Below are 18,944 nucleotides of genomic sequence, written 5' to 3'. Positions count from 1 at the left end.
GGGCGGACCAGCGGAGGTTGGGCGGCGTGGCCCTCGGGCCGGTCTGCCGGTCCACGCCGCCCGCGCTCACGGGCGGACCGTGCTACGACGCGACCGCCAGGTCCGGGGCCGGGGCCCGGTTCCAGCGCATCCGGGACCAGGGCAGGGCCAGCTCGCCGCGGTCGGACACCTCGCGCGGCGCGAGGTCCGCGATCCGCGCGGCCTCGCGGTGCCGGGCGTAGACGGTGTCGACGTAGCGGTGGCCGGTGTCGGCGGCGACGAACAGCACCGTCCGTTCCGGGGCGCGCCGCCGCTCGTGGCGGGCGACGAGGTACCCGGCGCCGGTCGACAGGCCCGCGAACACCGCGTGCCGCCGCAGCAGGTCGACGCTCCCGGCCAGCGCCGCGTCGAAGGAGACCCAGTGCAGGGTGTCGTACAGCTCGTGCGCGACGTTCCCGAAGGGGATCGAGCTGCCGATGCCGGCGATGATGATCTCGGGGTCGGCGACGTGCTCGGCGCCGAAGGTGACGCTGCCGTACGGCTGGACGCCGACCAGCTCGACGTCGGCGGGCCCCGCCGGCGAACCGTCGCGCAGGTAGCGGGCGAGGGCTCCGGTGGAGGCACCCGAGCCGACACCGCCGACGACGGTGAGGCCGTCCGCCCCGATGGCCTCCCGGATCCGGTCGGCGATCGCGCGGTAGCCGAGGTAGTGGATGTCGTCGTGGTACTGCCGCATCCAGTGGAACTCGGGGTGCTCGGCGAGGATCTCGTGGATCCGCTCCACCCGCCGCTTCTGGTCGAGCTTGAGGTCGCTGCACGGCTCCATCTGCTCCAGCGTCGCCCCCAGCACGGCGAGTTGGGTGCGCAGCGTGTGGTCCACCGTGGTCGAGCCGACGATGTGGCATCGCATGCCGTGCCGGTGGCAGGCCAGGGCGAGGGCGTAGGCGTAGATGCCGCTGGAGCTGTCCAGCAGGGTGTCCCCGCGCCGCACGGCCCCGGTGTCGAGCAGGTGGCGTACCGCCGCGAGGGCGGAGACCACCTTCATCGTCTCAAAGCGCAGGCAGACGAGCCGGCTGTCGAGGCGTATCAGGTCCGGCCGGCCGATCGACTCCGCGATGTGCTGGTCCATGCGCAGGCTCCTTGCTGCTGGTGACGGTGGTGGCGGTGGAAACGGTGGTGAAGGTCCGGGTGGCGGGAATGGCGTGGGCGTCCAGCCCCCGCACGCAGTCGCGTACGCGGTGCCGCAGGCCCGGCGCCGCCGGGTCGAACAGCACGCCGGCCACCGCGCCGCTGTGCGCGATCTGTACGCCCACCGCCCCGGCCCGCCGGGCGACGGCGGTCAGTGCCTCGAACTCCGGGTGCCGGAGCACCTGTTGGCCCCGCCGCGCGCTGGCGGTCGCGACCTCGCCGAGCAGCCGGACGTCGCCGGTCGCCACCGCCCGGCGCAGCATGGCGCGCAGCCGCTCGTAGGCCCGGACCTCGTCGGCGCCGGCCTCGGCGGGGGTCCGTGCGGGCAGCGCCAGGGTGTCCACCGGCGTGCCCCCGCCGAGGGTGCAGCCCACGACGACCAGCGGCGGCAGGGCCGGGCCGAGGACCTCCAGGACCCGGCCCTCGCGCTGGGCGAACAGCACCGGCCGGCCGTCCAGCATCAGCGGATCGCAGGCCAGTTCGGCGCGCACGGCCAGCCGGGCGACGGTGTCGGCGGGGAGCCGCAGCCCGTACGAGTCGGCGACCGCGCGCACGGCGGCGATCACGTCGCTGGTGGAACTGCCCATGCCCAGGCCCACCGGGATGTCGCCGGTGAGCCTCAACTCGCCGCCGCAGGGCGGCAGGGCGGTCCGCCGCGCGCACTCCGCCACCGTGAGGGCGGCGGCCCGCGCGGCCTTGGTCCGGTCGGCGGGCAGGACGGTCAGCGCCTCGGGCGGGGTGCCGGGTCGGCGGACGAACCGGGCGTCGCTGCCGGGCCCCGCCATGGGCAGGGTGACCAGGCCCGCGCACCGGTGCCCGTCGCCGTCGCGGAAGACGCCCTGGAGGAGCTCGCCGTGGTGGCACGGGGCGTACCCGGTGCCGGTGGGGAGGCCACCGGCACCGGGCGCGCCCGTTCGGGCGGTGGAGGTCATGCGCCGTCCGCCACGCGGTAGCGGTACAGGACCGTCTCCTCGGCGCTGAACTGGGAGAACGGGAACGGCTCGGCGGAGAGCGCGGTGACCCCCGAGCCGAGGAAGGCGCGGGCGACGGCGCTGCCGGTCTGCGCGTAGACGATCAGCGGGATGTCCCGGGCCCGGCAGCGGGCCAGGACGGTGTCGAACGAGCCGTTGCTCAGGGTCATCCCGGTGGCCACGACGGCTTCGGCCCGGTCCAGCACCTCGTTCATGTCGTCGGTGACCGGGTCGCCCCACTGGGTGGCCCGGAGGTTGAAGTCGCAGAGCAGCGGTTCGCCGCCGCGCTCGCGGATCGCCGCGACCAGGGGGTTGACGACGCCGATCAGGCCGACCTTGGCGCCCTTCTCGATGTCCAGCAGTCCGGCGATGGCCGCGTCGCGGGCCCGTGCGCGCACCTCGGGGGTGCCGGTGGGGAGGGTGACGGGCTCGGCCTCGCCGGCCGCGGCGGCGAGGCGGTGCGGGCGGGACTCGGAGAGGTAGGCGTCGAGGGCGGCGATCCGCAACGGGCGCGGGGCCTCGCGCAGCAGGACGTCGAGCGGGGTGCCGGAGGAGTTCCGGCAGATCACGGGGTCGATCTCGCCGGCTTCGAAGGCACAGCCGCCGAACGAGCCGCCGAGGCGGACCAGTACGTACTGGTTGAGGTAGGTGGTCTCGCCGCCGGCCAGGCGGGTGCCGTGGTGGATCCAGAACACGCTGGTCGCGACGAGGTCGGCGGGCAGCGGGCCGTGTCGGCCCGCGAGGACGGCCTCGATGAGCGCGTCGACGGTCGGAGCGGTGGTCGCGTCGACGGTCGGGGCGGTGGTGGCGGGGGTGGTGGTTGTCCGGTTCACGGGATTCCTCGTCATGGGGTGGGCTGGGGGGTGGGTATGGCGTTCGGGACGCCGAGCGGCCCCCGGTAGGCGACCGAGGGGTGCCCGAAGGCGTCGGTGGTGAGTTCGGCGTCCACCTCGAAGACCTCGGCGAGCCGCTCGGCCGTCAGGACGGTGCCGGGCGGGCCCGCGGCGACCAGGCGGCCGCGGTGCAGGAGCAGCAGCCGGTCGCAGTACCGGGCGGCGAGCGAGAGGTCGTGCAGCGCGACCAGGACCGTCCGGGCGGTGCCGGTCAGCAGCTCCATGAGCTCCAACTGGTGCCTGACGTCGAGGTGGTTGGTGGGTTCGTCCAGCAGCAGCGCGTCCGGCTGCTGGGCCAGGGCGCGGGCGATGTGGGCGCGTCGGCGCTCGCCGCCGGAGAGCGCCTTCCAGGAGCGGTCGGCGAGCGCGGTGAGGCCGACGCGCTCCAGCGCGGCCGCGACCACGGCCCGGTCGGTGGCGTCCGGTCCGCTCCAGCGGTCCCGGAACGGGGTCCGCCCCAGGCCCACCACGTCGGCGACCCGCAGATCGCTGTCCACGCCCGAGTCCTGTTCCACGAAGGCCACCCTGCGGGCGATCCGACGCGGGCTCCAGCCCCGGACGGACTCGCCGTCGTACCGGACCGTGCCCGCGTTCGGCGGGCGCAGGCCCGCCAGGCAGCGCAGCAGCGAGGACTTGCCCGAGCCGTTGGGGCCGAGCAGTCCGACCGTCTCGCCCGGAGCGATGTCCACGTCGACCTCGCGGACGACCGGTGTGTCCGCCACCGACCAGCTCAGCCCTTCGGCGGTGATCCTCACAGCTCACCCCTGCGGCGCAGGACGAGCAGGAACAGCGGCACGCCGAGCAGCGCGGTGACCACGCCCACCGGGACCTCCCGGGGCGCGAAGGCGACCCGGGCCAGCGTGTCCGTCCACACCAGGAACACCGCGCCCGCGAGTGCCGTGTACGGCAGCAGCACCCGGTGCAGCGAGCCGACCAGGAACCGCACCCCGTGCGGGACGATCAGCCCGACGAAGCCGATGGCGCCGACGGTGGCCACCGCCACCGCGGTCAGCGCGGCCGTGACCACGAGCAGCAGCATCCGGGTGGGCCGGACGCCGATCCCGAGCGACCGGGCGGTGTCGGTGCCGAAGGCGAGACCGTCGAGGGCGTTCGAGCACAGCCACACCGCCAGCAGCCCCGGCGGGGTGACGGTGGCGCAGACCGCGACGGTGTCCCAGCGGGCCGGCGCCATCGAGCCGAGCAGCCAGTGGGTGACGGCCCGGGTGGTGTCCGCGTCCGCCGAGGCCATCAGGACGAGCGAGGTCAGCGCGGTGAACAGCTGGCCGACGACCACACCGGTGAGGACGATGCGACGCGAGTCGAGGCCGGTGCGCCGAAGCAGCAGCAGGAGCAGCCCGAACGAGAGCAGCGCCCCGGCCAGCGCCCCGCCGGTGACGCCGAGCGTGCTCGCGCCGACCCCGAGGACGACCACGGTGACGGCGCCCGCCGAGGCGCCCGAGGAGACGCCGAGCAGGTAGGGGTCGGCGAGCGCGTTGCGGGTGACCGCCTGGAGCACCGCGCCGCACACCGCGAGCGAGGCGCCGACCAGGGCGGCCATCAGGACGCGCGGCAGCCGGAGGTCCCAGAGCAGGGAGTCCAGCAGCGGGGGCAGCGGCTCGACGGCCAGGCCGAGCCGGGCGCCGAGGGCCCGGGCGAGGCTGCCCCAGCCGACGTCGGCGGTGCCGATCCGCACGGCCGCCGCCACCGAGCCGGCCAGGGCGCCGACGGCGAGGACGAGGAGGAGTGCCCGGGCCGCAGGCCGGCCCGCAGCGGCGGCCGGCCCGGCCGGGGCGACCGGTTCAGCGGACATACCCGAGGCCCTTCATGCCGTCCGCCAGCAGCCCGAGGGCGTGGACGGAGCGCACCGAGGGGTCCAGCTCGATGCCCGGCACCTCCAGGATCCGGTTGTCCCGTACGGCGGGCAGCTTGGAGACCACCGGGTGCCCGGTCATCGTGGCGCGTTTCTCGGCGGCGCTGTCGCCGGGTCGTCCGCGCTCGGACAGGTCGCCGATCACGATGAAGTCCGGGTTGCGCCTGGCGACTTCCTCCCAGGTGACCTCCGGCCAGTCCTCGGCCACGTCGTCGAAGGCGTTCTTCGCCCCGACGATCCGGCTCATCTCGCTGGGCAGGCCGGTCCTGCCCGCCACGTAGGGCATCCCGTTGAAGACGGAGTAGAGGTAGACCACGGTCGGCTGCTCCGCGCCCTGGGGCACCTTGGCGGCGTTCTCCCCGGCCCTGGCGACGGCCGCCCGCTGATCGGCGGCGAGCCGGCCGGCCCGCTCCTCGGCGCCGAAGATCCGGCCCAGGTTCTCGTAGTCGGAGAAGAGCAGCTCGAACGGGGTCCGTCCGGCCGGATTCTGCTGCGGGCAGTCGACGGCGCTCACGAAGCTCGGGACCTTGAGGGCGTCGAGCTCCTCGCGGGTGCCGGCCCGGTCCTTGGTGAACAGGCCGGTCTCGCCGGCCACGACGAAGTCCGGCAGCGCGGCGCGCAGTTGCTCGCCGGTGGCGATCTTGGGGGCGATCACCGGCACGGCGGCGTACGCGGCCGCGTACTTCGCGGGGATCCTGGTCTTGAGGTTGGCCGTCCCCACCATCCGGTTCTGGAGCCCGAGTTCGAGCAGCGTCTCGGTCGAGGTCTGGTCCAGCGCGACGGTGCGCTTCGGCGGCTCGGTGACGGTCACCTGGCGGCCGCAGCTGGTGACGGAGGCCGCCTGGGCGGCGGAGCCGGTGGTTGCCCCGGAGCCGCCGGTGGCGGAGGCGCAGCCCACGGCGGTGAGAGCGAGGGTCAGGGCGATGCCCAGGCGGGCGGGGTGACGCATGAGTTCTCCGGTCTGGGTCGGGCGCGGGCGGGTCCGGGTTGGGCGCGGGCGCGGTCGGTCGACCCCGACCCCTGGTCGAGGCGCCGCGTCCTCACGGTACTGTAATGGTAATCATTTCCATTAATCACACCCGGGGTCGGTCCGCCGCCCCGCTCCCGCACCGCCAAGGAGCCCACCACACCGTGACCACCACGCCCCCGCAGACAGCCAACACCGGTGCCCCGCCCACGCGTTCGGTCCTCCGCGACCCCGCGTTCCTGCGCCTGTGGGCGGGCACCACCGCCTCCGGACTCGCGACCTGGGCCCTGCCCTTCGTCCTCGGACTCGCCGTCCTCCACCGCGACCTCGGCGCCGCCGGCCTCGGCCTGGTCCTCGCCGCGCGCACCGCGGGCTTCCTCGCCGCCGTCGCCGTCGGCGGAGTGCTCGCCGACCGGCACTCCCGCCGCGCGGTCGTGCTCTGGTCCGCCCTCGCGGCGGCGCTCGCCGCGCCCCTACTCGCCGCCGGTCTGGGCCGCTCGCTCGTGCTGATGACGGCCGCCGCCGTGCTCGCCGGCGCCGGACAGGGCGCCTGCCGCCCGGCGTTCCAGGCGCTCACGGCCGAGACCGTCGCGCCCGAGCGGCGCCAGCAGGCCAACGCCGCGACGACCATGGCCGTCCGCGGTTCCACGCTCGCCGGACCGGCCCTGACCGCACTGCTCGCGGCGTTCCTCGACGTCCGGGCGCTGCTGCTCGGGATCGGCCTGCTCTGGCTGGTCGCCGCGCTCGTCCCGGGCCGGGGAACGGCCACGGCCCCGGCCGCCGACGCCGATCACGCCTCCGGAGCGGCCCCGCGCGCCGGATTCCGCGCGGAGTTCCTGGAGGGAATCCACGAGGCGCGCCGTCACCCGTGGTTCCTGGCCGGACTCGCCGCCCTCGTCGCGGTCATCGCCCTCGGCTACTCGGCCACCAGCGTCGCGCTGCCACTGATCAGCCGGGACCGCTACGGCACCGAATGGGTGCTGGCCGCCGCCATGACGGCGTACACGGTCGGCGCCCTCGGCGGAGCCGTGGTCATCGCCCGATGGCGGCCCCGCTCCCAGGGCTGGGCCGCTTTCGCCGGACTGTCGGCGTACGGCGTCGCCCCGCTCAGCCTGATGCTGCCCGTGCACCCGGTCGTGGTCGTCGCCGCCTACGCGGTGGCCGGCGTCGGCATCGAGCTGTTCAACGTCCCCTGGTTCACGGCCACCCAGCGCGAGGTCGCCCCGGACAAGCTGGCCCGGGTCTCCTCGCTCGACTTCCTGGTGTCCTACGGCCTGGCGCCGGTCGGCCTGGCCGTGATCGCCCCGGCGATCGACCGGTTCGGGGTCACGGCCGTGCTCGCCCTGTGCGCCGCCGCCTGCCTCCTGGTACCGGCCGCCGCCGCCCTGGTCCCGACCGCCCGTCACTTCGCCCGCACACCCCCGGCGACGGACTGACCCACCCGCCCGAGCCCGCCGGCCGCCAGGCCGCCGACCCAGCCCTCGGCCTCGAGACGGTGCCACTGCGGTCGCCCCCCAGGCCACCGCGGTGGTGGGCAGTCCACGAGCCCGCAGGCGCCGGCAACCTCAGCGCCCTCGGCGGCATGATGAACCAGGGCGGCAAGGGCCAGGGTCTCTCTTCGAACCCGCGCCTGCGGGGCAGCGGCCACGTCGACCTCTGCCGTCCCCGTCGCATTTCGGGCGGCAGATCAGCGGATTGACGACCCGTCAGTTGGATCCGAGCTGCCAGACGCGGTGCGGGAGTGGGTGGACCCCTTGCCGCCCCGGGCGGACGGGCGCGGCGTTCGCGGCCGTCCGCCCGGGGTGGCAAGGGGTCGACGGTGTGCTGTGGTGCCTGCTGGCAGGGGCCCGTTGGGCGGTCGTCCTTCGGTACGGATCAGGCCGCGACGGGGGTGAGGTCGGCGCGACCGAAGAGGAGCGCGTAGCCGCGGGGCAGGTGGGCGAGGAGGCGGTTGGTGAGGTGGTCGCCGGCGAGGTCGGCGACCACCGTGAGTGTGCAGGAGGTGTGCCAGCGGGCGCTCGCGAGCGTGGTGTTGAGGTTGTGGGCGACGGCTTCGACGAAGGCCGGGGCGGTGACGGGGCGGTCGAGGGGGATCTGGGCGACGAGCTTCGCGCGGGCGTGGTCGGGCAGGACGGCGGCGAGGTCGCATCGTTCCTCGCCGGTAAGCTGCGAGCCGAGGATGCCGAGGACGGTGTCGAGGACGCGTTCGGCCTCCTCGTCGTCGGCGTAGCGGCCGAGGGCGCGGAGCTGCTGGATCAGTCGGCGGTACCGGGTCATGGCGGTGGCCTTCCGGGACGGTCGCCGCGCCGCCGCGACTCGCGGACGACACGACGTCGCGGCGGCGCGGGGCGGGGTCAGGGGCGTCGGCCGAAGTCGGGGCGGCCGAAGAGGGTGTCGTAGCCGGGCGGCAGCTGGAGCAGGACCTGCTCCATGAGCTCGTCACCGGCGGCGTCGGCGACTGTGGACAGGACGGCGCCGATGTCCCACAGCGCCGTGGATTCGGTGGCGCCCTCTATCCAGGCCGCGGTGGCGCGCACGAACCGATCCGGAGTGAGCGGTTCGGCGGCCTGCAAGGGGTTGAGCAGGACCAGGGCGAGGGTCTCGGGCAGCCGCGCCGCGAGCTGGGCGCGTACGGTGCCGGCCAGGTGGGCGCCGAGCAGCGCGAGGATGACGCGGGCGCAGCGTTCGGCTTCGGCAGGAGTGTCGTACTCGCCGCGTTCCCGGACCTGGTCCAGGAACGCCTCCCAGCGGATCGCCACAGCGCTCTCCTTTCTCGTGGGACGAGCTTTCTCTCGGAACGAGTCCGACCTCTCGCCGACCGGGTCATGGGGACAGGCTGACGCCGGTGAGCTTGAGGAGTCGGGCCACGGGGTGGCCGATGCCGTGCAGGACGAGGCGTCGGCCGAGGTGCTCGGCCAGCTCGCGGGCCCGGATGAGGGCGCTCAGGCCCGCGCAGTCCATGAAGGTGACCTCCGACAGATCGAGGACCACCTCCGGATGCTGGGCGAGTGCGCGTTCCATCTCACGGCGGAGGCGCGGGGCGGTGTCGAGGTCGATCTCGCCGCACGCCCGGACCGTGAACGGGTTCACCAGGGTGGTCATCGCAGTGCTCGCTGTCCGCGGGCCCGCGGGTACCGGGCCACGGGTGTACGGGTGTACGGGAAGAGGGTGTCCCGTGCCGCCGCCCGGGGGGATCAGCGGCGGCACGGAACGGCTTCCGGGGGCGATCAGGCCTGGATCTCCTTGCGACCGCCGCTGTGGCTGATCGCGATCTTGCGGGGCTTGGCCTTCTCGGCGACCGGGATCTTCAGCGTCAGCACGCCGGAGTCGTAGTCGGCGGTGATCCCCTCCGGGTCGAGGGTGTCGGAGAGCATGACCTGCCGGGAGAAGACCCCGAGCGGGCGCTCGGAGAGCTCCCACTTCACGCCCTCGTTCTCCTGGCGCGGACGGCGCTCGGCCTTGACGGTGAGCATGTTCCGTTCGACGTCGATGTCGATCGCCTGCGGGTCCACCCCGGGCAGGTCGAAGCAGATCACGTACTCGTCGCCGGTCCGGTAGGCGTCCAGCGGCATCGGGGTCGGCCGCGACCAGGTACCCGTCGTGTTGAGGAACTGCTGGGTCAGCCGGTCCAGCTCGCGGAACGGGTCAGTGCGCATCAGCATCGCGAAACACCTCCACTGATCGATGGGTGCCAGTGCGCTTCACCTGTCTTCGTTGTAACACGTCATCCATCCGATGACAAATGCTGCGTGTCATTCGTAGAATGACGTCATGAGTACGAAGCCACCGCCCGCCCCCGGCTCCGAGCCGGTCTCCTTCCTGGCCGCCGCCGCGGCGCTCGCCGCCATAGACGACGCGGTCCGCTCCGCCCACGCGCCCGACGCCGCGCCCGACGCCGCGCCCCGGGACGCCCGACAGGACGGAGCCGGGCAGGCGCTGGCCGCCCTGGTGCTGCTGCGCGAGCTGCGCGCCCAGCTCGCGGACTGGGAGGCCCCGCTGGTCGAGGCTGCCCGGGCCGGCGGCGCGACCTGGGCGGACCTCGCCCGCCCGATGGGCGTCGCCAGCCGCCAGGCCGCCGAGAACCGCTACCTGCGCCTGCGCCCCGCCCGCACCGCCACCGACACCGGCGCGGAGCGGGTGAAGGCGGTCCGCGACCGCCGGGCTGCCGACCGCGCCGTCACCGCCTGGGCCCGCGACAACGCCGCCGAACTGCGCGTCCTGGCCGCCCGGATCACCGCTGCCGGCCTCGGCGCCCGCGCCCGGGGCGCCCAGACCGCCCTGACCACCGCCCTCGGCGGCACCGACGCCGCCGACCTCATCGAACCCCTCGCCGACATCCGCCCCCACCTCGGTCCCGACCACCACGACCTCGCCAACGACCTCGATGCCCTCACCCACCGCACCGACCAGCTCCGCGACGACAGCAACCGGCGACGCGCCTGACCACGCCGACCAGGACCGGTGGCAACCAATCCTGGACCGGATCGGCGCCCTCGAAGCGCACGTCCACACCGTGGGCAACGAGGTCACCGCAACGCTCGACGCGCACCTCGCCCGTCTCGACGCCCTCCGCCACCGGCTCGCCCAACCCACCTGGCCCTGGACCGGGGGGTAGCCACCCGGAAACGGGCGACCGCACGACGGGGACACGGGCAACCCCCGGCCCACCGGGCCCGGTCGCGTGGACGACAAACCACCGACGCCGGGTCCGGTCAGGCGACGAAGATCATGGCGACGAGCATGACCGACACGGCCACGGCGATCGCCACGATCACGACCGCGGGCCAGATGCCCCAAGCCGTGCGCAGTTCCTCGGGTTCGGGGTGGGAGATGCCCGACGTGCCACCCTCAGCCGGCGGGGTGTCCCCGCCGGGCAGGGCGCCGTGCTCGTCCAGCGCCGGAGTGCGGTCCGGGTCTGGGTCAGGTGTGGTCATGGTGCATCCCGGAAGGTGTGGGGCTCCGATGCGGGGCGGCTTCCCCGGGCGAGGGGCCGGAAACGTCACACACGCCACCACGTCGGCGGGCACGACAGCTCGGGCACCAGCTCTCGCCCTGACCGGCCCCGGTTCCCGTCGGCTCACGCCGCCCCGTTCCGTCAGCGCGGGCTGACCGCCTCGGCCCGGGCCTGCAGGGCGGCGTCGATGCCGTGCAGGAACTGGTCGAGGTCGTCGGGGTTGCGCGAGGTCACCAGGCGCCAGTCGTTGGTGTCGTCCGTGACCAGCGGCTCGTCCGTCCAGGTGGCGCCCGCGTTGGCGAGGTCCGTGCGCAGGGACGGGTAGGAGGTGAGCCGCTTGCCGTACGCGACGCCGGCCTCGGCCAGTAGCCAGGGACCGTGACAGATGGCGGCGACGGGCCGCCCTGAGGTGGTGAAGGCGAGCACCGTGTCGACGGCGGGCTGCCGGAGCCGGAGGGTGTCCGCGTTGACGGTGCCGCCCGGGATGAGCAGCAGGTCGTAGCCGGTGGCGTCGACCTCGTCGAGGGTGAGTGTCGGGCGCACCGTCTCGCCGGGTTCCTTGTCCCCGACCAGCGTGCGGATGTCGTCCCGCTCGGGGGCGGCGATGTCGACCTGGACGCCGTTCTCGCGCAGGTGCCGGGCGGGGACGAGCAGTTCGTCCTGTTCGACGCCGTAGTTCGTCACGATCGCCAGGACCTTGCCGTGCCGGTTCATGTCTCCTCCTGTTCGGGCCGGTTCACCCGGGGCGCGCGCACGCGCACCCCAAGCGCTGCGGGTACCCGCCGAGCCCCCGGCCATGCCGGGTTCACCGGCCCGATCCGGAGCGTCACCGGGTGCGGCCGGGCGCCTCAGGCGGCTTCGTCCGGACCTCTCATCGGGCCCGATCGGCCTTCCACTCGCGAGCGAGTGTCGCGTAGACGTACTCGCTCCCCCAGCGCTCGCCGTCGAGGTCGTTCTCGACGAGGTGCGCCTCCCGGCGCATGCCGAGGCGCTCGCACACGCGCACCGACCCGGTGTTGAGTACGTCGAGGCGGGCGAAGAGCCGGTGGACGCCCAGCTCGGCGAAGGCCCGCCCGGCGGTCGCGCGCGCCGCCTCGGTCGCGTAACCCCGCCCGCCGTACGCCGGGTTGACGCTCCAGCCGATCTCGGCCTGGCGCGCCCCCGCACTCGCGAGCTTCAGGACGATCTCGCCGACGACCTTCGACCCGCCGACCGGGCAGACGGCGACCGCCAGGGAGTCGCCGTCCCGGGCCCACTCCGTGGCGGCCGCGCGGCGCTTCAGGGCCTGCACACACTGCTCCCTGGTGAGCGGCGGCCGGTAGAGGTAGCGGGCGACTTCGGGGAGGCTCTGGTACTCGTACAGGTCGTCGAGGTCGTCCGGCGTGAACGCACGCAGAAAGAGCCGTTCGGTGGTGATGGGCAGCGAGAGCATGGTCATCGATCCGGCGTTCTCCCCCGAGGGCCACCCGCCGGCCGAAGCGACCGGACCGCGGAGCCCCCACGACTCGTCCTGAACAACAACGCCGTTCTAGACCCTCGCCACCAGCTGCGCAATCGAATTTCACGTGGCCGTGGGCCGAAGCCCCCGAGCCAGGCCGGGGCGGCTGGCCCCGTCGGGTGATCCCCGAGCGCGGGTTCCCGCGTCGGCCGGTCGATGCCTCGCATAGTCGGACCGTCACACCCGCCGATCATGGGACGAGCCGATGATGCGATTCCCGCGCCGAGAGATCCTCACAGCCGCCACCGCCCTGCTGCTCGCCCTCGCCGGCTGCGGGGCACCGCAGGCCCGACAGGCCGTCCCGTCGCCACCGCGCGATCCCGGCACCACGGCCACGCCGCCCCCTCCCGGGCCGCGGGCGTTCACGCTGGTCGCCTCCGGGGACGTGCTGCCGCACACCGAGATCATCCGGCAGGCCCAGGAGGACGCCGGGGGCGACGGCTACGACTTCGCCCGGATGCTCGCCGGGGTCAAGCCGGTCGTCGGCGCCGCCGACCTGGCCATCTGCCACATGGAGACGGTGTACGGCGCCGACGGCGGGCCCTTCACCGGCTACCCGTCGTTCAAGTCGCCCCCGCAGGTGGCCCGGGCGCTCAGGGACACCGGCTACACCGCCTGCGACACGGCCTCGAACCACACCCTCGACGACGGGCCGGCCGGCATCCGGCGCACGCTCGACGCCATGGACGCCGTCGGCCTGAAGCACACGGGATCCGCCCGCAGCGCGGACGAGGCCGGCCGCCCCGCGCTGCTCACGGCAGGCGGCGCCACGGTGGCCCAACTCGCCTACACCTACGGCACCAACGGCATCCCGCTGCCGAAGGAGCACCCCTGGGCGGTCAACCTCATCGACCGGGAGCGGATCCTCACCGACGCCAGGGCCGCCCGGGAGCAGGGGGCGGACGTCGTGGTGGTCAGCCTCCACTGGGGCACCGAGTGGCAGGACGCGCCGGACGGGCAGCAGCTCGCCCTCGCCCGCGACCTGGCCGCCGGGCAGACCGCAGGTCGGCCGGACATCGATCTGGTCCTCGGCACCCACGCCCACATCCCGCAGGCCTACGAGAAGATCAACGACACCTGGATCGTCTACGGCCTGGGCGACCAGCTCGCCGGACACATGTTCAACCCCACCGGCGCGGAGGACCCACGGGGGAACTGGAGCTCGATCGCCCGCTTCACCTTCTCGCCGCCGGCCGGGCCCGGGCAGCGCTGGACCGTCGCCAGGGCCGAGTTCGTCCCCCAGGTGACCGACCTCGGTCCGCCCTACCGGGTCCTCGACCTGACCGAGGCCGTCCGCCGCGAACCGGGCCGCGGCGACTACGCCCGGGCACTGGACCACATCCGGTCGGTCGTGCTGAGCCGCGGCGGCGGCGCGGCAGGGCTGACCATGGCGTCCTGAGCACCTGCCACGACTGCCCGGGCGGACGCCGAATCCTTTTCCCCGGCCGGTGCCTCTTACAGGTCGGAGCCGTGGGCGGTGCGCGCCGCCGTCCCGCACATCGGCACACGCGTGCAGGTGCCGCCCGCGCTCCCCCGGTTCCGCCTGTTCCGCGATCGACAGAACACCGAGAGGCCCTTCATGAACCTTTCCCCGTCCCCCTGTGCGTCCCGAGGGGTGCTGCTGGTGCACGGCGCGTGGCACACCGGCCGTGCCTGGGACGGCGTCGCGGCCGGCCTGCGGGCACGCGGTGTCGCCGTGGCCGTCGCCGAACTGCACCGCGGGTCACTGGCGGCCGACACAGCCACGGCCGAGAGCGCACTGGACCAGCTGACCGATGCCGGACCCGCCGTCGTGTGCGGCCATTCCTACGGCGGCGCCGTCATCACCGGCCTTCCGCCGCACAAGGTCGACCACCTCGTGTACCTCGCCGCGATGATGCCCGACCTCGGCGAGACCGCCCTCGGCCTCCTCGCCAGTGCACCGCCCACCGACCTGGCGACCAGCATGATCGGCGACCCCGCCGGAACCACGACGATCGACCCCGAGGCCGCGGGACGGCTCTTCCACTCCCGACTCGGCGACGAAGAACGCGCCCGCCACGCCGCCGGACTCGTCCCCCAGCTGATGGCCCCCGCCCATCAACCGACGACCAGCGCCGCCTGGCACCAACGGCCCAGCAGCTACGTGGTCTGTACCGAGGACCGTGTCATGCACCCGGACCTGCAACGCCGATTCGCCACTCGCGCGACCCACGTGCACACCTGGCACAGCGACCACGGAGTCTTCGCGTCCCACCAGGAGGAGACCATCGGGCTACTCCACCACCTGGCCACCGCCGACCGCCTCACCCCGGCCGGCTAGCTCGGTGCGCAGGTCCAGGGACACCGGGTGGTCTCGATGAAATCGACGGACCGGGGTCGGCTGGAGAAGGCGTTCGCCTCCACCTCTCGATGAGGGAGTGGAGTGGACCTCGACGGGTCGGGCCGGGCCAGGCCCGACCCGGCCCGACCGCGCTACGCGGCGAGGGTGGCCTGCCGGGGTGCCCGGCGGCGGCCGGAGGAGCCCTGGTTGTCGCGGCCCGCGGCGGCCCGCGGGTCGCCCCCGGTGGGGGCGGGGCGGCTGCGGCGGGGGCCACTCGCGGAGGCGCCGCGGCGCGGCCGCTCGATGACGGGGTCGGGGATCACGGTGGGGATGCCGGTGGGCACGCGGGCGCCGGTGATCCGGGCCAGGTCGTCGTCGCCTGCGCTGACCCTGGTGGTGACGGGGGTGATGGCGGCGGTGGTCATCAGTCGGGTCATCGCGCGGCGCTGGTTGGGCAGCACCAGGGTGACGACGGTGCCGGACTCGCCGGCCCGGGCGGTGCGGCCGCCCCGGTGGAGGTAGTCCTTGTGGTCGGCCGGCGGGTCCAGGTTGACGACCAGGTCGAGCCCGTCGACGTGGATGCCCCGGGCGGCGACGTTGGTCGCGATCAACGCGGTCACCTGGCCGGTGCGGAACTGCTCCAGGGTCCGGGTGCGCTGGGGCTGGGACTTGCCGCCGTGCAGCGCCGCGGCCTTCACCCCGTTCCTGAGCAGGTCCTCCACCAGGCGGTCCGCGCCGTCCTTGGTGTCGGTGAACATGATCACCCTGCCGTCGCGGGACGCGATGTGGGCGATGGTGGCGTTCTTGTCGAAGTTCTGCACGTGCAGCACGTGGTGCTCCATGGTGCTGACCGCTCCGGCGGACGGGTCGACCGAGTGGGTGACCGGGTCCTTGAGGAAGCGCCGCACCAGGCGGTCGACGTTGCGGTCCAGGGTGGCCGAGAACAGCATGGTCTGGCCGCCCTCGGCGACCTGGTCGAGCAGCTCGGTCACGTGCGGCAGGAAGCCCATGTCGGCCATCTGGTCGGCCTCGTCGAGGACCGTGATGCCGACCCCGTCCAGCTGGCAGTCGCCGCGCTGGATCAGGTCCTTGAGCCGGCCGGGGGTGGCGACCACGACCTCCGCCCCACGGTTCAGCAGCCACGCCTGGCGACTCATCGACGTCCCGCCCACCACGGTCGCCATCCGCAGGCGCACCGCGTGGGCGAAGGGGGTGAGGGCGTCGGTGACCTGCTGGGCGAGCTCGCGGGTGGGGACCAGCACCAGGGCCAGCGGGCGGCGCGGCTCGGCCCGCTGCCCGGCGGTGCGGGCCAGCACGGCGAGGCCGAACGCGATGGTCTTGCCCGAGCCGGTGCGGCCCCGGCCGAGGACGTCGCGGCCGGCCAGCGAGTTCGGCAGGGTCTCGGCCTGGATCGGGAACGGCGCGGTGACGCCCCGGCGGGCCAGCACCGGAAGCAGGGCCTTGGGCATGTCGAGCTCGTCGAAGGACTCGACGGCCGGCAGGGCCGGGGTGGTGCTCACCGGCATCGCGAACTCACCGGACGGGGACGAGCCCTGGCCGGCGCCACGGCCGAACGGACGCCGGCCTCCGGCCGGGCGGTCACCGTAGAAGGAGTTGCCGCCGGAGCGGGAGTCGGTGTTCCGGTACGGGGAGCGGCTGGAGCGGTTCATGCGGGAGACCTTCCTCGGAGCGGCACGTCACGAGAAAGGCTCCGCGGCGCAGGGCAGCGCGGAGACCGCAAGGGAACGGGCCGGAAATGTGACGGTCGGAGCGTGGACGGTGGAACCGTGCGGCACGTCACCTACGGTCGGCGCTCACCGCGCGGAGCGGGAGCGGGGAACCTCGAAGCCGTGAGATGTCACGGCAGGGCGCCGATCCGGACGCGACGCTGCGCGTCTCGCGTGGGGATGGGCGCCGGTGGCGGAGCCGGGGGGCCTGAACGGCCGGGGGATGCGCGTGGCGCAATGCCGAGGGGCCCGCACCAGGCGTGTGTGCGCGGTGCGGGCCCCTCGCTGCTTGGCGGGTGCCGTGGCAGAAATTACAGCGGGCGAATGTTCTCGGCCTGCGGGCCCTTCTGGCCCTGGGTGACGTCGAACTCGACCTTCTGGCCCTCGAGCAGCTCACGGAAGCCGTTGGCGTTGATGTTCGAGTAGTGGGCGAAGACGTCGGGGCCGCCACCGTCCTGCTCGATGAAGCCGAAGCCCTTTTCCGAGTTGAACCACTTCACGGTGCCATTAGCCATTAAGAAATCTCCTTCAAGGGGCTGTCCGAAGCGCACACAGCGCACGCTTCGAGTCGCCGCGGGAGGCACCCACCCGGAAGAGCCGGGAAAGAAAAAATGCGCCTGCGAATACATCAGCAGGCGCACACAAAGTTCATGGGAACCACTACTGCAACTAAGACGACAGTAGCAGGCCCGAGCACGTTGTGGGCGGATATTTCACCCCCAGTTTCGGGCGGGGCGTTCCCGGCGTCACCGGCCGAAGCCGTCACGGACTTCAACTCGGCTTGGTAGCAGGCTGGTTGGCGTGACCGCGCGGCGTCGGCGCCGAGCGCCCGGAAGGAAGATTCCCGCGGGCACGGCGAGGTCGCCCCGGCCCCGCCGGCGCCGCGCGGGTGATCGCGCCGCGCGCCGGTGCCGTCCACAGGCGTACCGGACGGCACCTGCGGCGTTGCGGCCCCGACTCGAACCCGAGTGCGCCGAAAAGACCCGCTCCCGCGATTTCCGGCCCATACTGGCAGGGATGAAAAACTTCGCAGCAGTCCGCCGCCCCCTGCCGCACAGCCCCTTCAAGGCCCCGCCGGAGGCGCCCCTCAAGCACTTCGCCGTCGGCGACCGGGTCACCCATGACAGGTACGGCCTGGGCCGGGTCATCGGCGTCGAGGGTGACGGCGACACCGCCGTGCTCGTCGACTTCGGCTCGCAGCAGGCCCGTGTCACCCCGCCGTACAGCGCGATGTTCGCGCTCTGACCCGGACGCTCCCGGCTCCTCCGCCCGTGGTCCCACGCCTCGCGGGCGGAGCGGCCGATGAGTGTCGTCCCCGGGGCACCGCCGGGCGGCGGGCCGGCGGCCGCCCGGGGAAGTCCGTGCGGGCAACGTCCGGCGGGCACTATCCTCAAGTCCATGTCGAACCCTGATGGGCTGCTCGTCGACATCGCCACGATGGTGGAGTCCGAGCACAGCACCCAGATGCCCCTGACCGTGGTCGTCCCCGGGGCGGTCATCACCGGCCGGTTGGCACCGGAGAGCCTGTGGAACGAACGGGTGGCCGAAGTCCTCGCCACCTCGGACTTCCTGAAGCCCTTCGCCACACTGTTCGCCGCGCCCGCGACCGCCGACGCGCCCGCAACCGCCGGCAGTGGAGCGGCGGGCGAAGGAGCGGCGCCGCCCGCCTCACCGCCGACCCACCTGCACCTGCACGTCGCCCGCATCCTGCAGGGCAGCTACGGCCTGCCCCACACCGGGGGCATGTACCGCATCGCCATCGCCGACATCAGCTGCTGGACGGTGGGAGACCTCAGCTACTCCGACCAGTGACGCATCGCCCAGGGAGGGTCGAGCGGGCCGACGGCCCGCTCGACCCGCACCGCCACGGCACCCACCGCCCCCACGCGAACACCGGCCGCTCCCTCGGCCTCCTTCGTTCTCGTTGACGACCTCCGCGCCGCGCACCTGACGTGCGCGGCGCGCTCGCGTCCGGGGGTGCCGTCAGGTGCCGCCCGGACCCCTTCCGTGCCAGGCCATCGCGCCGCCGCTCCGAGCCGCCCCCGTCCACCCGCCCGGTCGGCCGGCGACGCGCCGGTCGAGCGCGCGAGCAGCCGGCACCGTCGCCGCGCCGACCGGGCGTTAGCATCCCCACCGCCGCGGCCTCAGGCCCGGACCACGCGGAACGGAAGGCGGAGACCACCATGGGACGCATCATCGTCTGCTCCGAGCTCAAGCCCGGCGACCGCTTCGACGAGGCCCGGGTCAAGCTGCTCACCGGCGGCGACAAGATCAAGGCCCGCCGGATGCGCCAGGACTTCTTTTCCTTCGAGCCCACCCACAAGCTCTGGCTGCTCGGCAACCACCGCCCCGAGGTGGGCACCGGTGGCTTCGCCGTCTGGCGGCGCGGGTGTCAGCAGACCCCACGGGTGCGGGGAGGAGCTGTGCCGGGGCGAGAACAGTGCGCTCGGCCACGGCTGCGCTCGCAGGTGCGGGATCGAGTCCAGCAGCGGCAGGAGTTGGGTGACGTCGTGACGGTTGCCGCCGGTCAGGGTGATGGCCGGCGGCGTGCCCCGGCCGTCGGTGATCACGTGGTGCTTCGAGCCCGGTCGAGCG

At 73.9% G+C, this 18,944-nt stretch carries 21 protein-coding genes and 2 pseudogenes; 7 read left to right on the top strand and 16 right to left on the bottom strand.

Annotated features, from left to right (window positions below):
• Positions 1-82: 82 nt before the first annotated feature.
• The 6 genes from ACZ7RU_RS23995 to ACZ7RU_RS23970 all read right to left on the bottom strand — a co-directional run bounded on the left by ACZ7RU_RS23995 (position 83) and on the right by ACZ7RU_RS23970 (position 5,850).
• Positions 83-1,108, bottom strand: coding sequence for a pyridoxal-phosphate dependent enzyme (locus tag ACZ7RU_RS23995; RefSeq protein WP_470343000.1), 1,026 nt, complete (start codon positions 1,106-1,108; stop codon positions 83-85).
• Positions 1,029-2,099, bottom strand: coding sequence for a GHMP family kinase ATP-binding protein (locus tag ACZ7RU_RS23990; RefSeq protein ID WP_470342999.1), 1,071 nt, complete (start codon positions 2,097-2,099; stop codon positions 1,029-1,031). Before ACZ7RU_RS23990 ends, ACZ7RU_RS23995 begins: the two co-directional genes overlap by 80 nt.
• A complete protein-coding gene (locus ACZ7RU_RS23985; RefSeq protein WP_470343177.1) occupies positions 2,096-2,893 on the bottom strand; it encodes a Rossmann-like domain-containing protein in 798 nt (265 codons plus the stop codon). The genes ACZ7RU_RS23990 and ACZ7RU_RS23985 overlap by 4 nt, the downstream gene beginning before the upstream one ends.
• An 89-nt stretch (positions 2,894-2,982) precedes the next feature.
• Positions 2,983-3,786 (bottom strand): ABC transporter ATP-binding protein, encoded by an 804-nt coding sequence (locus tag ACZ7RU_RS23980; protein WP_470342998.1) that lies wholly within the window; start codon positions 3,784-3,786, stop codon positions 2,983-2,985.
• Positions 3,783-4,841 carry a FecCD family ABC transporter permease gene (locus tag ACZ7RU_RS23975; protein ID WP_470342997.1) on the bottom strand — a complete coding sequence of 353 codons (1,059 nt, stop codon included), beginning with the start codon at positions 4,839-4,841 and terminating at the stop codon, positions 3,783-3,785. The genes ACZ7RU_RS23980 and ACZ7RU_RS23975 overlap by 4 nt, the downstream gene beginning before the upstream one ends.
• Positions 4,831-5,850: an ABC transporter substrate-binding protein gene (locus ACZ7RU_RS23970; RefSeq protein ID WP_470342996.1), complete on the bottom strand. Its 1,020-nt coding sequence runs from the start codon at positions 5,848-5,850 to the stop codon at positions 4,831-4,833. Before ACZ7RU_RS23970 ends, ACZ7RU_RS23975 begins: the two co-directional genes overlap by 11 nt.
• 182 nt (positions 5,851-6,032) lie before the next feature.
• On the opposite strand from ACZ7RU_RS23970, the gene ACZ7RU_RS23965 reads away from it, so the two are divergent.
• Positions 6,033-7,304, top strand: a complete 1,272-nt coding sequence (locus ACZ7RU_RS23965) for an MFS transporter (RefSeq protein ID WP_470342995.1) — start codon at positions 6,033-6,035, stop codon at positions 7,302-7,304.
• Between the two features lie 439 nt (positions 7,305-7,743).
• Here the strand turns inward: ACZ7RU_RS23965 and ACZ7RU_RS23960 are convergent, their stop codons facing one another.
• From ACZ7RU_RS23960 to ACZ7RU_RS23945, 4 genes are all read right to left on the bottom strand, one after another.
• Positions 7,744-8,145 (bottom strand): DUF2267 domain-containing protein, encoded by a 402-nt coding sequence (locus ACZ7RU_RS23960; protein ID WP_470342994.1) that lies wholly within the window; start codon positions 8,143-8,145, stop codon positions 7,744-7,746.
• A 77-nt stretch (positions 8,146-8,222) separates the two neighbouring features.
• A complete protein-coding gene (locus tag ACZ7RU_RS23955; RefSeq protein ID WP_470342993.1) occupies positions 8,223-8,627 on the bottom strand; it encodes a DUF2267 domain-containing protein in 405 nt (134 codons plus the stop codon).
• A 64-nt stretch (positions 8,628-8,691) separates the two neighbouring features.
• Positions 8,692-8,970, bottom strand: coding sequence for an STAS domain-containing protein (locus tag ACZ7RU_RS23950; protein WP_470342992.1), 279 nt, complete (start codon positions 8,968-8,970; stop codon positions 8,692-8,694).
• Between the two features lie 125 nt (positions 8,971-9,095).
• A complete protein-coding gene (locus tag ACZ7RU_RS23945; RefSeq protein ID WP_470342991.1) occupies positions 9,096-9,530 on the bottom strand; it encodes an Hsp20/alpha crystallin family protein in 435 nt (144 codons plus the stop codon).
• A 109-nt stretch (positions 9,531-9,639) separates the two neighbouring features.
• Between ACZ7RU_RS23945 and ACZ7RU_RS23940 the strand changes: the two genes are divergently transcribed.
• Positions 9,640-10,311: a hypothetical protein gene (locus ACZ7RU_RS23940; protein ID WP_470342990.1), complete on the top strand. Its 672-nt coding sequence runs from the start codon at positions 9,640-9,642 to the stop codon at positions 10,309-10,311.
• Positions 10,312-10,580: 269 nt separating this feature from the next.
• Here ACZ7RU_RS23940 and ACZ7RU_RS23935 read toward each other — a convergent pair whose 3' ends face one another.
• The 3 genes from ACZ7RU_RS23935 to ACZ7RU_RS23925 form a co-directional block, all read right to left on the bottom strand.
• Positions 10,581-10,802, bottom strand: a complete 222-nt coding sequence (locus ACZ7RU_RS23935; RefSeq protein WP_387755482.1) for a DUF6480 family protein — start codon at positions 10,800-10,802, stop codon at positions 10,581-10,583.
• 161 nt (positions 10,803-10,963) lie between these two features.
• Positions 10,964-11,536, bottom strand: a complete 573-nt coding sequence (locus ACZ7RU_RS23930) for a type 1 glutamine amidotransferase domain-containing protein (protein WP_470342989.1) — start codon at positions 11,534-11,536, stop codon at positions 10,964-10,966.
• Positions 11,537-11,693: 157 nt separating this feature from the next.
• A complete protein-coding gene (locus tag ACZ7RU_RS23925) occupies positions 11,694-12,260 on the bottom strand; it encodes a GNAT family N-acetyltransferase (protein ID WP_470342988.1) in 567 nt (188 codons plus the stop codon).
• A gap of 268 nt (positions 12,261-12,528) precedes the next feature.
• On the opposite strand from ACZ7RU_RS23925, the gene ACZ7RU_RS23920 reads away from it, so the two are divergent.
• The gene (locus ACZ7RU_RS23920; protein WP_470343176.1) at positions 12,529-13,719 is read left to right on the top strand and encodes a CapA family protein; all 1,191 of its coding nucleotides are present in this window, start codon (positions 12,529-12,531) and stop codon (positions 13,717-13,719) included.
• Between the two features lie 180 nt (positions 13,720-13,899).
• On the top strand, positions 13,900-14,622 hold the full coding sequence (locus tag ACZ7RU_RS23915; RefSeq protein ID WP_470342987.1) for an alpha/beta hydrolase: 723 nt from the start codon (positions 13,900-13,902) through the stop codon (positions 14,620-14,622).
• A gap of 152 nt (positions 14,623-14,774) precedes the next feature.
• Here ACZ7RU_RS23915 and ACZ7RU_RS23910 read toward each other — a convergent pair whose 3' ends face one another.
• Complete coding sequence (locus ACZ7RU_RS23910; RefSeq protein WP_470342986.1) at positions 14,775-16,292, bottom strand: DEAD/DEAH box helicase; 1,518 nt, start codon at positions 16,290-16,292, stop codon at positions 14,775-14,777.
• A 368-nt stretch (positions 16,293-16,660) separates the two neighbouring features.
• On the bottom strand, positions 16,661-16,864 hold the full coding sequence (locus ACZ7RU_RS23905; RefSeq protein WP_030303996.1) for a cold-shock protein: 204 nt from the start codon (positions 16,862-16,864) through the stop codon (positions 16,661-16,663).
• Between the two features lie 502 nt (positions 16,865-17,366).
• On the opposite strand from ACZ7RU_RS23905, the gene ACZ7RU_RS23900 reads away from it, so the two are divergent.
• The 3 genes and pseudogenes from ACZ7RU_RS23900 to ACZ7RU_RS23890 form a co-directional block, all read left to right on the top strand.
• Positions 17,367-17,594 (top strand): hypothetical protein, encoded by a 228-nt coding sequence (locus ACZ7RU_RS23900; RefSeq protein ID WP_387755465.1) that lies wholly within the window; start codon positions 17,367-17,369, stop codon positions 17,592-17,594.
• Positions 17,595-17,747: 153 nt separating this feature from the next.
• Positions 17,748-18,161, top strand: a complete 414-nt coding sequence (locus ACZ7RU_RS23895) for a hypothetical protein (protein ID WP_470342985.1) — start codon at positions 17,748-17,750, stop codon at positions 18,159-18,161.
• Between the two features lie 377 nt (positions 18,162-18,538).
• Positions 18,539-18,736 (top strand): annotated as a pseudogene (locus ACZ7RU_RS23890) (DNA primase); the annotation flags it as partial.
• Positions 18,737-18,811: 75 nt separating this feature from the next.
• On the opposite strand, the pseudogene ACZ7RU_RS23885 reads toward ACZ7RU_RS23890, so the two are convergent.
• Positions 18,812-18,944 (bottom strand): annotated as a pseudogene (locus ACZ7RU_RS23885) (transposase); the annotation flags it as partial.

Source organism: Kitasatospora sp. NPDC114501 (assembly GCF_055633695.1).
This window is presented reverse-complemented; position numbering and strand designations above follow the sequence as displayed.